Below are 14,384 nucleotides of genomic sequence, written 5' to 3'. Positions count from 1 at the left end.
TTCGCCACTGTGTTTGGAATCACCTCCGCGTATGCGGGGAAAAGTGTGTCACGCCATTGCCCATATCGTACAACGCAGGATCACCCCCGCGTATGCGGGGAAAGCAACAGTTTCCGTCAGAATGCCCTTTGGTCTGGGGATCACCCCCGCGTATGTGGGGAAAAGAGTGCCGGGTCCCAACAGCAGCGCTGTTATGGCTGCCGCAGGGATATACACTGTTCCGTCAAGATCTGTGGCGGTGACTGCACCGTTTTCACGGCTTACCTTGCAATGTTCAAGATAAATAAACGTCATTCTGTCGCTTATTGTGGGCAGTGCTTGGAGATCTGGCTTCTCTATCCCATTTTGTTGTGCCATTATCTTACTCCGACGATCGTCAGCATTCCAAGACCATAAGCCTTTTCACGGCCGATACCATTAGTAAGTGCAACTTTAAGAAGTTCCTCGTCTGTTACTGTAAGCACGCCCTCATATGTTACAGAAAGTATTCTCACATGGTTTCTTCGCTCGCCCTTTTTAAAATCATACCACTTAAACTCTGTTACCAGCCACATTCCGTCCTCTAGAGAAAAGCCGTTTTTCAAAGCCTGCTTTTTCAGCCATTCTTCCTGCTGTTTATTTCCTATAAGTGCAACCGGGCGACCTCTGTGGGAATTAGTATCTTTCTTATGTATAACAGGGTTTGCTTTCAAACGAAACTGCCATTTACCGCCATTTTTAACTCTGTCAAGTAATGTATCATAACATTTAGTTTGAGGTCTTTCTGCTCCGAATTGATCTGAAGCATTTGAAAAATCAAGTTCTTTTTCTGATAATATGAGCAAATACTTCTCTCCGCCAAGCTCGTCTATTCTCCAAAGCTTCCTTGTTCTGCCGTCAGGCTCAGCGCTTTCGATAGCTCCATGAAATCTGCTTGGGCATACCAATGCCTTCATTGTATTTGTTTTTGTCATATCTAATTTTATTCTTGTTAAATACATACTGCACCTCACAATTCAGAAAAGGCGTCATGCTCTGGGTTGCTATCCACAGCAAGAAGTTCTTCACGCTTCATTCGCCAGCCATGCTTTCTGTGAAGCTGTGAGAATGACAGCGGAATATCCTGCACCATTGCGCCGCCTGATGTGACTTCATAGGAAATGCGCACGCTTTTTCGGTGAGCGTTCTTATAAAGATATGGCTCAGTCTTTAGTGCCGTAAGAATATCCTCGTCCTTAACGCCAAGAACGATAGGCAAAGTTGGCGGACAGGACTTTCGTCCAAGATACAGCGGATAAACAGGCTTTTGCAGTGCAGAAGCTATACTCTCCAGCAATGATTTATCATCACTTTCAAGTGCGACAAGAAACGCTGCGTCTGACAGATAATAACGATATGATACTTCAGGATGTTTTTCTCCTGGTACTTGCACAGTATGAAAATCTTTAAGCAAAACGCCCTCCTTATCGGCACGAACGCCAAAACGGAGCGTTGTAAGCGGCACAAGACCTCCTATATGATGTGAAAGTTCAGGCATATCTTTCGCTGTGACAACAGGTCCAAATCTGCGCATGATACGTTCTCTGTTTTCATCAGTTTTCTCTTCCATAAGATCAGCGGCTGCACTTCCAAGGGATCTTCCCTCACAATGAACTGTTTCCGAACTTCCCTGCTGATGAAGCGCAAACATAGTCAGCGAAATATATATTGCCCACTCCGATCTGCTTGGCTCTCCTGTTCTGCTGAAAAGTTCAGGCGACATTTTATTTAGAAACACCCCCACAGTTCAGGCATTTCACCCGGCATTTTGCCTATGCCACGGCGGAGATTTGCTAATGCAGCTCTTCCACCGCTAGTGCCTTTTTGTCTGATAAGCTCCTGCACTCTTTTGTACATTTCTTCTCTTACGAGCTTTACTTCTTCCATATTTTCACCTCGCTTTAAAAACCATTAAATTTCCTTGTATATCTTTGAAACATCACGCAAGAAAATGTTGTAAGCCTTTGGTGCAGAATAGATAGTCTTATCTATCTTATGTCCCACCATTGCGGTGTCACCTGCTGCCGCAACAAGCTCACTGCCAAGATCAAGAGTTATCTTCTTTGCAGTATTCTGCCACTGTTCAAACTTTTCCAGCTTATCATCATTTTCCGGGTCAAGTGAAGAAAGCCAACTGCGGAAAGGAATATCAAGGCGGTAGTATAGCTGTGACTTGGCGTCTAAAATCGAGCCAATGTCCTTTGGCTTACTGTTCTTATTTCCACCAGAGGCAAGGTAAATATTCCATGCTAGATTGCCTATTTTTTTCGCAAGTTCTTCACATCTGCTTATCTCAAACTTTATTTCTTCACGATAACCCCTGCCTACTTCTGATAGTATTTGTGCGTTCATTTCTAGGGAATCACCGAAAACGTTCTGTATGCTACAATTATTTTTATCATAGTCTACAGACAACACGGTAGTCCTCATCATAGGTAGTTTTACCTTTGTTGATATGAATTTAAACCACTTTATAACCCCAGGAACATGATTACCATTAGAATTATTATAAATATTAGAAAACTCACGCCACATCTGTTCCGACGCACAATGTTTCTTTGGAAAATAATCAGTCTTATTTATTTTCCATGTTGTCATGGGTTCTATAAATGCGTTCTTATCAGTAAAAGAATCTCCCCTAATAGCAATATATCCCATTATTTTATCGCCACATCTATTTAGCAAAATGTGTCGAGACTGTAACGTATAAAGCTGTGCAAGATTGGTCGGATAAGGTATTTTCCTACGTTCTTCTTTTACAGGATCATCCATTTCCCACATTGGTTGTTCATCACATTCAATATTATCATTATTAATTAGTACAAAATTAAGCATAATCGTTTCAAAAAAGTTACTGCCATTCAAATAAATTAACCCTAATTTTCCAAGCCAACCAACACCAGACGGAGGAAGCTTACCACCAGCTTTCTCTTTTCCCTCCTTTGAGGGCTTTATTGCTGAATCATCAAATGAAATTAAAGTCAAAAGCCACCTAGCCGCCTGAGCATATGTAAGGTGGCTTTTCTGTTCGCCTGAATATGCAGAAAATATCCTAGTTTTGTTGCCACTTTCTGATATCTCGCCATTAAGCTTTGACGCACCATATTCTGTTCCGTATGGTCAGCCCGGCCATTTGCCCAAATGGTCTTTCGGGATGAAAGAGCCAAAAGCGTTCATGCCACTTTTCAAGATACTCTCTCACGGGCTTTTCGGGAATCTTTCGGTTGTTCCATAGACTTTCCCACCTATCCACCGCATCGTCCTCTTCCTCTAGCTCTGCTTCATTGCCGTCGGCATCTACCCTTGAAAAGACAGTATGCACTATGGCAAGCATAAGACGAAGTATAACTATATCCTGCGTAGGCATTTCGCCTTTCAGAGCCTTATACTTATGCGCATTCAAAAGTGCATCTGTTAGTGACACCTCTTTTATTTGACAATTGTCGTCCATTACTCTAATCCACGGCTCATCAAGCAGATTAAACTCTGTTTCGTTCATTCACATTCCTCCTTCTTAGTAAATTCCAGACCTTTTTCAAAGCTGTAATGAAGATCATATCCGTTCAGCTCACCTTTAAGGTCCTCATCAAGAAACAATACAAGCTGGTTTTTAAGCCACGGGGAATTTTGCCAACCTGCAATATACTTCATACAGTTGTTTTTAAGTTCTCTTATATTTTTATCTATATTCCATGACTGACAAAACATTGTCGGAAGTCGAAGTTTCTGTTCAGCTATTCGGCGACATTCTTCATCATCAGGGCACTCTGATACCTCTGCACCGCCATATTGGTCAGGCAGAAAATGAATTTTCTCATCAGCACTTAGCTGCATCAACAACACATCAAATGACGAGATTCCGTCACGCACAGCCGCCTGTGCAAGCTGTTCATCACCAGTTTCAACAGGCTTTGAAAGCAGTCCATGGATACTTTTTCCTTTTGGCTTACTTATCCTAAAGCAGTCAGCCCTGCTCTTGCTTTTCTTTTGCTCATTTATATACTTATCATAACACTCATCACTCGTAACACTATAAACCTCTTGAACAAGTGGTGAGATATCGTCAGGAAGAGTGATGCTGTCGGGCAAAGTGTCAGCCGTTTTATTGATAAGCCAATGGCTGTATATTTTTCTTGACGCTGATTCCATATTTGTATACTCATCTGTAATAACATAGCAGACAGGGGTTTGTGCTGTATCAGGCCGCACTCCACGTTCATGCCTGTGAAGTCTGCCCATTCGCTGCAACAGCAAGTCCATAGGACACATATCCGTGATGAGCATATCAAAATCAATATCAAGTGATTGTTCAAGCACCTGCGTTCCAACTACCACAAGACCGCTCCTGCTTTCAGGCGTACTGTTTTTGCCGACAAGGTCAACAAGCTGTTTCTCCTTTTTAGCACGGTCAGGAAGCACGAACTGAGCATGATACAAAAGCACTTTTGCATTATCCTGCAAAAGCTCGGCGAACATCTGGGCACGTCTTACGGTATTTACTATAACACCTACACAGCCACCATTCTCTGTTACATTTTTCACAAGCTGCACAACATCGTCACTAACGCAGGTCTTGACTGACACAGTTTTATGTACTCCGTCATAGCTGAGTCGCTGCTGGCGGATATCTTTGCCGTCTGTCCATGTGAGCAGAGGGTAGCCCTGCTCTTTTTCAAATCTATCATCAGACTTTTTTATTCCAAGATAGGCACGGACAAGTGACATTCGTCTTGCTGAGGGCAGCGTTGCCGACAGCAGGATAACAGGGGTGTTGTAGCTTCCAAGCCATTGCAAAGCCATTTCAAGATACTCGCTCATGTATGCGTCATAAGCATGGACTTCATCAATGACAACGACCTTTTCTGATAATCCAAGGTGAAGGAGCATAACGTGTTTTCGTTTCAATGCAAGCATGAGCATTTGGTCTACTGTCGCCGTCACAAAATCTGCAAGGCACGCTTTTTTGCTGTCACAAAACCAATTGTGGATAATTAATCCGCTGTCGCTTTCCTCCTGCGGTATGCCCCTTTGTATGTTCTGAAACAGAGGATTGAGTACTGCGCTTCCGTGGTTGAGCTGAACAGAATGATAAAATTCTGTAGATTGCTTTTCAGCCCAACTGAGTATTCTTGGGAAAATGCCGTTTGCAGTTGCCTGAGTTGGAAGTCCAAAAAACACGCCGTTTTTGCCGCACTTCGATGCCAATATCTCGCTTGCCGCAAGTGATGTTTCTGTTTTGCCACAGCCCATTGGCGCTTCAAATATGTATATTCCCGGATTTTCCGAATTCTCAACTATTTTAAGGACTTCTGACTGCACCAAACGTGGTTCAAAACCAAAAGCTTCTTTAAAGTCCTCATTAGATATTACCGATCTCTCAGGGTTCCACATCTGCGGAAAATCGAGCTTTGCCCAAGCGCGTTCAGCCCTCAGCTTGTCGTCAGGTTTGAGGTCCTCCACTGACAAAAGAGGAAAAAGCTCAGTGTTGCTTGCAAGCCAATCCGCCATTATTAACATACCACTCAGAAGCATTTGCGACGAACGGTCTATATCCGGCAACTCACTAACATCTAAAAAGCCTGCATAATCAAGTGCCATATCAAATATCGTCTGCCAAATATCCTGCAAAACTTCAACATTTTCTTTGTCACGTCCATAATAGTTTTCATAGAAAGCTATATCCTCTTGTGGCCATGACAAATCCTGTACGCTCTCAGCAGGTACACCATGATGAGAGCCAACAACAGTGCTTACACATTCAGGGCAACCCAACAAATTAAGGATCTCCTCACCTGCAAATGCATGAGGGGTTTGTTTGGCTTTTCCTTTATCGTGAGAAGCATTAAAATTGATACCTGACGCTTCAAGTGCAGACTTTCTCTCAGGAAGTTTATCACCTATTTTATATTGAAATACCACTATTGCTTTGCCGATATCGTGAACTGCTGCTAGAAAAATAGCTAACTTTTTGAACTCATTCTCCTCTAATCCGCAAGCCTTTGCAAATGACGGCGACAGAAATTCATCACACAAACAGCTCATGATATCTGCCGTATCCTGCAAATGCTGCAAAAGTGGCAGCCATTCAGACGAATTTTTGCCTGTTTTCGCCATTAGCGAATACAGTATCTGTTCTGTAAAGTTCATTATGTCACTTCCCGTCCGCTAAGATCACCTAACTTCTATATTATAACATATTAGTATATAAATTTCAACAAATTGTCAAAAAAATATTGGTATATTTTAATTTTTTATCTACATTTTCCGACATTAAAAATAGCGATGCAACTCAATGCACCGCTATTTTTATTTACGCTATTCCGTTTTGTCATCGGTTTTCTCTGCCGTATCCTCCTGAATTATCGGCATTTCTACTATCGCCTTGAACATATCTCCGTCTATTTCGATATTGAAGATACCACCGCAGGCTTCCGTGAAGCTCTTTGATATGGATAATCCCAAACCGCTTCCGCCGTCTGTTCGTGACTTATCCCCTCGCACAAATCTTTCAAGTATCTCTTCCTCTGTGAAGTTTATCGGCGTTGCCGAAATGTTCTTCTCGGCAAATACTATTCTGTCCGCTTTTTTGTACACATCAAGGAATATCCTTGTGCCGTCCATAGAGTAATTCAGAGCATTGTCTACAATGTTTTGGAACACTCTGTAAAGCTTGTCGCCGTCGCCCATTACCATTGCGCTGTCGGCATTTATGTTTATCTTTACTATCTTGCCACTGTCAGCTATCTTGTCCTCTGCGTCTGCGATGCACTGATTTAACAGCATCACAAAATCAAGCTTTGTTAGGTTTACATCAACGCCGCTTGTGGCTTTTGCTATGCTGAAAACGTCGGACACAATGCCTTTGAGCTTCTGCGCCTTTTTATCAAGTATCTTCACATAGCTCGAAGCTTCATCGTCAAGATCCATTTTCTTAAGCAGGTCGATATAGCTGATAATGGAAGTCAGCGGTGTTTTCAGGTCGTGTGAAACGTTTGTCACAAGCTCTATTTTCAAACGCTCCGATTGTATTTGCTGCTCCACAGACTCTCTCACCTTATCCTGAACTGAGTTGAGTTTTTCAGATTCAGCATACACAGGCGAAGTTTTTCTTATCTCGCCCTCATAAGGCTTTTCTTCTCCAAGGCTGTCTATCTGTTTGCTGAGCTTTGAAAGCTGTGAGAAGTCACGAAGCATTGATATACACAGAACAATTTCTACCGCCAACAAAATTAACATCGTCAATCGACTAGACATCACAACAAAAATTCCAACGAATATAAGTATGAACTTCCAAGTAAGCTTTATTCCAAGCGGAAGTCCATGAAAATAGTGATAGAGGGAGGTTTCCTTATACTTGCGCCATAGGAACTTACATAATCTGCAAATAAGGCTTTCTTTGAATATGCTTCTTGTCTTTATCTTGCCAACAAACTCCATAAGCGAGCCGAAGCCTGCAAAATATGCCAATGCAAACAACGCTACAGCAAGGATATTTCTAAAAACGGAATTAGCCAAAGCATTGTCAAAAATATTTTTTGTGATGCTCACATAATAATTCCAGCAGGCGCCAAATACAAAAGCAAATGTAATAGCCAATACCATTAGGATAAGGTAAACTTCCGTTGGCACTTTTTTTAGAAAATTGCCTTGCTTCCAGCGTTCAACGCTCTCAGACTCCGCATTATATGCACAGATCAGGAGCAGATAGCACACAAGCATAAATTCAATAACACCTAAAACAATCACAAAAAGCTTTGCACGATACATATCATTCAAAGCCTCGGTGTATTCCTTTTCCATTGCCGTAAGCTTTTCAGCTTTCGGTGCAAAGAATACCGTTATACCTGAATCGTCATTGTCTGTCGCTTTGTAATCAGGCAGGTCATAGAGGTTTTCACATTTTGCCCATGTGTTTCCGTAATCGTCCTCATAATAATATCTGCCGTTGTCATAGTCATAGTATTCATTGCCGTCATCAGTGTCATAATCGTCACCAATTTCTTCATCTTCAAGCCTGTCGGAATATTTCAGACCGTTTTTCAAATCAAGACCTTTAATAACATTATATCTTGAGTCTACATTATAGAAAGCTATTGGATCATAATTGCCGTAATTGTAAAAATATCTGCCGTAGTTATCATAATAACTTCCTCCTACAGGCACAAGATTGTCGGCATAAAACTCTTCTGTCACGTTATCCTGATACTCCGCTGTATTGTAATAGTAATCAACTATCTGTCCCGATGAAGTTCTGTCGCTCATGACCTCGTTATCACGGCGGAGTATATAGTTTTTGTGCGACGATTTAAAAGCATTTATCTTATCCGTTTCGCTGTCATAATTCTCTATATCTTTTATATTTGACAGATATCTTGTTTCGCCATTTTGAGTAATCCCCACATAGTAATCAAACTGACTGTCAATAAGCTGAATACCGTCTTCTGTCTTTTTGTATTTATAGCGGTTGTAATCAAGATAATTCAGATAGTCATTGAACAGGTGTCTAGGCTGAGTGTAATTCCGATCCTCATCAACATATCTGAGATAAGCCGAAGCTGTAACGCACAGTTCCTCATACATTTCATTGGAAGCCAGCTTATAGCTTTCTGATTTAAGATAAGACTTACTGCTGCTGTCAGCATGGCTGTTAGCATAAAGCACCAAAGACAAGCAAAAGCCGCCTGCAATAACGCAGGCAAGCACAAATGCTATAATTCTCATCTTTTTAGCTGAGAATATCTTAAACCATTCTGCCTGCTCAAATTTTCTCGATTTTGTAGCCAATTCCCCACACCACCTTCAAGTATTTCGGCTCTCTAGGGTTTATTTCTATTTTCTCTCTGATGTGACGAATATGTACCATTACCGTGTTTTCAACGGCATAAGCGTCCTCGTTCCATACCTTTGAATAGATCTCCTCGGCAGAAAATATCCTGCCTGCGTTTTTCATAAGAAGCTCAAGAATTTTAAGCTCCGTGGCGGTGAGCTTGACAGGTTCTCCGTCAACCTTTAAGCTTTTTGCCTTAGTGTCAAGCTCCAGACCGCCTATTTCTATAATATCCGTTTTGTTTGCCGTGTCGATAGCGCCAAGCTGCATATATCTTCTCAGGTTGCTTCTTACCCTTGCCACAAGCTCCATAGGGTTATAAGGCTTTGTTATGTAATCGTCAGCACCCATTGAAAGCCCAAGCACCTTATCTGTATCCTCAGATTTTGCAGAAAGCACAAGTATAGGGATATTCTCCGTTGCCCTTATTTTCATCATTGTAGAAAGTCCGTCCAGCTTAGGCATCATGACGTCAATGAGTATAAGCTGTATGCTGTTCTCAGTGAGCTTCTCCAAAGCCTCAAGACCGTCATAGGCTTTTATTACCTTATAGCCCTCCATTTCAAGCAGCTTTGCGATAGCTCCCACTATATCTTTATCATCATCTACAACAAGGATTACAGGCTCCTTTATCTCCATATCGGCACGATCCTTTCTTTTACGTTTATTATTATAAGCCACATTCTTTAAAAACAGCTCAACATAATTCTTAATTAAATCTTAATGTACTCTATGATTATATCACATTTTTTCTGACATTACAACAAAAAGACGGGCGAAATAAATTCCGTCCGTCTTTATATGGCAAGTTACATTACTTATTCTTTTCCAAATATGCGTGATACTGCTCGTTGAGAGTTTTAAGTTCTGAATCGACCGTACCCTTATACTGCTCTTTGAGCTGTGTCCATGTATACTGTGAGCCGTTCTCGTCTGTCTTCATAACTGAAGTATACAGATAAGGAATAACAGCTTCCTTAGTATCATTTGTTGCAGCGTCATTATCTGACAGAGTTGTGGAGATACCATAACCAGGGTCAAATATCTTAGTGAACTTGTCTGTAACAAGGTCAACGTAAGCTACGTTATACATATCTTCTGTCCAGTTAGGATTGTTTACAAAGAACTTCTCCTTCTCGATATCCTTATATGTATCCTGAGTATAAACTATCTTTGCACACTCGAGCCAGCACTTCATAGCGTCATTCTTTGTCGAACCCTTCACCCACATATACGCATTCATGTCGATAGTTGTATAAAGCGTATCAGAGTTAGGATCCTTTGGCATTGGAACTACGCCCCAATTATCGCCGTCCTTTGGTGAGTGTGTACCTGTTGACGCCCATGGACCCATTGCATAGAAGAGGATATTCTTCTTGAATGCGTCGCCTGCCTGTCCTACCCAATCAGGATAGTACATACCATTCTTTGCGATATCATAAAGCATATCAGATGCTCTTACAAAGTCAGCGTCGTTAAGATTTGAAACATACTCATCCTTATCAGCGTCATATGTGATAAGAGTCTTACCTGTTGACTGGAAGATAAATGGTGCGAACCAACCGTTTATGCCGTATCTCTCCTCGTCAGCAGCAGCGCCCTCAACATATTCTGACATCATATCATACCATGCGTTCCAATCCCACTCGCCGTTCTGATAAAGCTCATATGGATCATCAAGACCGGCAGCGTCTATCATAGACTTATCATATGTGATAACAGAGCCTGGCAGGAAGTTGATAGGTGCAACAAAGTGCTTGCCGTTAAGAGTGAACTGCTCTGCAACGTTCTTGACATCGCTCCACATAGCACTGTCGAAATCAACGATATCATCAACAGGCTGGAACATTTCCTTGATACAGTTTGCAGGGAATGTCATAGACTGCTCATACCAGAACATATCCGGTGGATCGTTAGACATAAGTCTTGCTGCGAGCTTATCATACTTGTTCATTGATGATGTCTGAGAATACTTGATCTTACCGCCCTTTTCCTCAAAAAGAGTAAGGTCGGTTCTCTTTTCCGGCTCTTTCTTAGTTGGGTTTATGTCAAAATAAGAAAGCCACTCCAACTCCTTTTCCGAACCATCAGGGATAGTAGCAATATCGTCGGTGCTTGCTACCTTTACCTTATCAACATAAGAGCTGCTTGAATCGCTGCCTGATGAGCTACCGCATGAAGCTACGCTCACTGCTGACAAGATAGCCATTGCACCGGCAATAACACGCTTGGAATTTTTCATTATATATAACCTCCGTAACGGATCGTTTTCATTAGAAAACGTTTCCTTGATTCTTACAAAGCTATTATATCACTGAATGTAATCGTTGTCAACAAAGTTACAACCACTGTTGCATTCTTTTAAATACTTTTGGTGATTTCAACAAATAACCATTCATTTTTTTGGTGATTAAGCCTACAGCATAAAGAAAGCGGAAACAACATTCAGCCGTTTCCGCTTCATATAAAATACGATATCTATGCTCTTACCAGCTTATTGATTCGTTTTGCTCTGGAATACTTCGCCACATAACGCCTTGTATCCTTACTGATAACACCGCTGAGAGCAAGCAACGCTATAAGGTTTGGCAGTGCCATAAGTCCATTGAAAATATCAGCGATCGTCCAAACGGCAGAAACCGTCATATATGGTCCGATAAATACAGCGAGGATATAGAGATATCTGTAGACCATGACCACCTTCATGTTGCTGTTAAAAAGATATTCCATACACCTTTCACCGTAATAGTTCCAGCCAAGGATAGTTGTGAAAGCAAAGAACACAAGGCAGACCATAAGAATAAATGCAGGTATCATTGACGGCAGGAACGAGAAGCCGTTCTGGAAAGCGTGATTTGTGACCTCAACGCCCTCAAAAGGCTTGCCTGTTACTGGGTTGATAGCCTCGTAGCTTCCCATCATTACGATAGCAAGACCTGTCATAGTACATACAACGATAGTGTCGATAAATGTGCCGCACATAGAAACAAGACCTTGTCTTACCGGCTCTTTTGTCTGAGCGGCTGCGGCTGCGATAGGTGCCGAACCAAGACCTGACTCATTTGAGAAAATTCCTCTTGCAACACCCTTTTGTATAGCAATGAATATTGTAGGAAGAGATCCGCCTGCGACAGCCTTGAAGCTGAATGCCTGTTCAAAAATAAGAGCAACAGCGTGAGGGAGCCTCTGAATGTTTATAACAATAAGTGAAAGACAAGCAACTATATAAACGACCGCCATAAAAGGCACAACTACCTGAGAAACACTTGAGATCCTCTTTATGCCTCCGATAATAACAAGTGCGGCAAAAACAGTTATCAAAAGTCCAGAGATTATAACAGCCAATGTATAGTCAGCACCCAAAATATTCACTGTATGTTCCTTTTTAGGATCAAAGAAAGCCTGAACTGCCGATGAGATACCATTCACCTGAGAGAAAGTACCGATACCAAAAAGGCCAACGCAAGCACCAAAGAACGCAAATACCTTTGCAAGCCACTTCCACTTCTTACCCATGCCGTATTCTATGTAATAGAACGGTCCACCGCAAACGTGTCCATCAGCGTCCATACGTCTGTATTTGATAGCAAGAAAACCCTCGGAATACTTTGTCGCCATACCAAGGAGTGCAGCTATCCACATCCAAAGGAGCGCTCCAGGTCCGCCTGAAAGCACACCAATGGCTGTTGCAACACCGACGATATTTCCCGTACCTATGGTTGCGGAAAGTGCGGTGCATAGTGCTGCAAAGCTCGATATCTCGCCTTTGCCACCATTTTCGTTCTGAAACATAAATTTCAAAGCCTTTGGCAGGTGGAATATCTGAAGAAGCCTTAGCCTAAAGGTGAGGAATATTCCCACAGCCATAATGAGTACGATAAGTGGTATGCCCCAGACATAGCCATCTATCGTTTCAAGTATTTTTGTAAATTTCTCCATGCCCTAAAAAATCCTTTCTTACAGAAAATAGGCAGTTTTTACGGAAAAACTGCCTTATTTCTCCCCTATCTATTTTTACAAAAGTAATTAGTCGCCTGTGGACTCTCTTAGAATTATCCTGTGGTCAACAGTATAATAATGATTATCCTTAGTAGTCTTATTCATGTTTTCAATAAGCTTTGCCACAACAAGCTCGCCCATTTTTGAGCAAGGCTGTTCAACCGTTGAAAGCGTAGGGATTATCCACTCACACATGGATATATTGTCAAATCCCATTATGGCGACATCTTTGCCCACATCAATGTCCATATCTATTGCCTTGTGCATTGCAGAGATAGCAAGCAAGTCTGACACAGCGAAAATCGCCGTAGGCTTCTCAGCAAGTGCATTGAAATATTCAAACGCTCTGCCTCCGCAGTCATAGTCATAGGACTCTTTATAGATATATTCATTCTTTATCTCTATGCCATATTCTTTTAATGCTCTTATATAGCCGTTCTCTCTTGCAGTGGAGGAGATAGCCGCAGAGTTCGTTCCGATAAAGCCTATCCTTTTATGACCCTTTTTGATAAGAGCAGCGACAGCGTCAAACGCAGCCTGTTCATCGTCAACAGCGACAGTAAGCACATTTGCGCCCTCCACGCCCTCACAGCACAGAGCAACGTTATAATTCTCTGCGAGCTTATTAAGCGAAGCTGCGTCATACTGAGTGCCAAGAAGGATAACACCGTCAACAGTTCTGTTAAAAAGCATATTCATCTGCCTTGTTTCAGCGGTCGAGGTTGAATAGGAAACTGCGGTTATGATATCGTATCCGACTTTTCCTGCATATTCCTGCATACCCATGACTATCTTTGAATAAAGGGAATGTTCAGAGGTCGGCATAATTACAAGAATAACATTCGTTTCGCACTTTCTAAGATTTCTTCCCAGAAAATTCGGAGAATAGTTGAGCCTTGCAATAGTTTCATTGACTTTTTTTGTTGACTCATCTGATACGTTACAGCTTCCGTTGAGAACCCTTGACACTGTCGCCACTGAAACACCGGCTTCCTTGGCAACATCTTTTATTGTAATGCTCATAGATCTTATCCTTTCTGCGACAGCATACCGCTGAAATAGTCATACCGTTATCAATTATAACATATTTTGAACAATTCTCCAATATACATTCCTAACAAAATTGTAAACGTTTTTTAGGTTAATTTAATTAAGAAGCAGACTAAATGCTTGAAAAAGGAACAGTGATATGCTATAATATCATAAACGAATGATTTTTGAAAGGAAAATACGCAATGCTCCATGGTTATTTTGATATACCCACATTTCACTATTTTGAAGAAAAAAACACCTGGTCTGGCAGCAATTACACCAATTTCAGCTACCGCATAGACCCTGTTCTCGGCGATGAAAAAGAGCTTTATGTCAGAGTATGGTACGGCACAAAGTGCGTCACGGAGGTAACAGACTTTGTGGCAGAATATCACGAAGAATACTCTGAAAAGGGTCTTGAAAACGTTCTGGCAGACCTGACGAAAGAATTTGAAAAATTCAAACTCATCAGAAAAGAGCTTTGACAACAAAAATGCGAACACGGTTT

The 14,384-nt window shown here is 41.7% G+C and carries 13 protein-coding genes; 1 reads left to right on the top strand and 12 read right to left on the bottom strand.

Features of this window, described 5'->3' with window-relative positions; translation table 11 throughout:
- Positions 1–48: 48 nt before the first annotated feature.
- The 12 genes from DWW81_RS06805 to DWW81_RS06755 form a co-directional block, all read right to left on the bottom strand.
- Complete coding sequence (locus tag DWW81_RS06805; RefSeq protein WP_117897026.1) at positions 49–357, bottom strand: hypothetical protein; 309 nt, start codon at positions 355–357, stop codon at positions 49–51.
- A complete protein-coding gene (gene cas6e / locus DWW81_RS06800) occupies positions 357–980 on the bottom strand; it encodes a type I-E CRISPR-associated protein Cas6/Cse3/CasE (RefSeq protein WP_117897027.1) in 624 nt (207 codons plus the stop codon). Before cas6e ends, DWW81_RS06805 begins: the two co-directional genes overlap by 1 nt.
- An 8-nt stretch (positions 981–988) precedes the next feature.
- Entirely contained in the window at positions 989–1,741 is a 753-nt protein-coding gene (gene cas5e, locus DWW81_RS06795) for a type I-E CRISPR-associated protein Cas5/CasD (RefSeq protein ID WP_117897028.1), read from the bottom strand.
- Positions 1,742–1,746: 5 nt separating this feature from the next.
- Positions 1,747–1,905 carry a type I-E CRISPR-associated protein Cse2/CasB gene (locus DWW81_RS13245; RefSeq protein WP_181982689.1) on the bottom strand — a complete coding sequence of 53 codons (159 nt, stop codon included), beginning with the start codon at positions 1,903–1,905 and terminating at the stop codon, positions 1,747–1,749.
- 24 nt (positions 1,906–1,929) lie between these two features.
- The gene (locus DWW81_RS06790) at positions 1,930–3,069 is read right to left on the bottom strand and encodes a type I-E CRISPR-associated protein Cse1/CasA (protein ID WP_278307885.1); all 1,140 of its coding nucleotides are present in this window, start codon (positions 3,067–3,069) and stop codon (positions 1,930–1,932) included.
- Positions 3,070–3,103: 34 nt separating this feature from the next.
- Positions 3,104–3,517, bottom strand: a complete 414-nt coding sequence (casA, locus tag DWW81_RS13695) for a type I-E CRISPR-associated protein Cse1/CasA (protein ID WP_117897030.1) — start codon at positions 3,515–3,517, stop codon at positions 3,104–3,106.
- The gene (cas3, locus tag DWW81_RS06780; RefSeq protein WP_117897031.1) at positions 3,514–6,165 is read right to left on the bottom strand and encodes a CRISPR-associated helicase Cas3'; all 2,652 of its coding nucleotides are present in this window, start codon (positions 6,163–6,165) and stop codon (positions 3,514–3,516) included. Before cas3 ends, casA begins: the two co-directional genes overlap by 4 nt.
- 168 nt (positions 6,166–6,333) lie before the next feature.
- Entirely contained in the window at positions 6,334–8,802 is a 2,469-nt protein-coding gene (locus tag DWW81_RS06775; protein WP_117897032.1) for a HAMP domain-containing sensor histidine kinase, read from the bottom strand.
- Positions 8,777–9,484 carry a response regulator transcription factor gene (locus DWW81_RS06770; protein ID WP_117876516.1) on the bottom strand — a complete coding sequence of 236 codons (708 nt, stop codon included), beginning with the start codon at positions 9,482–9,484 and terminating at the stop codon, positions 8,777–8,779. Before DWW81_RS06770 ends, DWW81_RS06775 begins: the two co-directional genes overlap by 26 nt.
- Before the next feature lie 175 nt (positions 9,485–9,659).
- The gene (locus DWW81_RS06765; RefSeq protein WP_117897033.1) at positions 9,660–11,087 is read right to left on the bottom strand and encodes an ABC transporter substrate-binding protein; all 1,428 of its coding nucleotides are present in this window, start codon (positions 11,085–11,087) and stop codon (positions 9,660–9,662) included.
- Positions 11,088–11,323: 236 nt separating this feature from the next.
- Positions 11,324–12,784 carry a sodium:alanine symporter family protein gene (locus DWW81_RS06760; RefSeq protein ID WP_117897034.1) on the bottom strand — a complete coding sequence of 487 codons (1,461 nt, stop codon included), beginning with the start codon at positions 12,782–12,784 and terminating at the stop codon, positions 11,324–11,326.
- 87 nt (positions 12,785–12,871) lie between these two features.
- A complete protein-coding gene (locus DWW81_RS06755) occupies positions 12,872–13,867 on the bottom strand; it encodes a LacI family DNA-binding transcriptional regulator (RefSeq protein ID WP_117876513.1) in 996 nt (331 codons plus the stop codon).
- Positions 13,868–14,061: 194 nt separating this feature from the next.
- Between DWW81_RS06755 and DWW81_RS06750 the strand changes: the two genes are divergently transcribed.
- Entirely contained in the window at positions 14,062–14,361 is a 300-nt protein-coding gene (locus DWW81_RS06750) for a hypothetical protein (RefSeq protein ID WP_242989570.1), read from the top strand.
- Positions 14,362–14,384 lie beyond the last annotated feature (23 nt).

Source organism: Ruminococcus sp. AF17-1AC (assembly GCF_003461385.1).
Taxonomy (GTDB): Bacteria; Bacillota; Clostridia; order Oscillospirales; family Ruminococcaceae; genus Hominimerdicola; species Hominimerdicola aceti.
The sequence above is the reverse complement of the archived record's forward strand: the minus strand, read 5'-3'. Positions and strand labels throughout refer to the sequence as shown.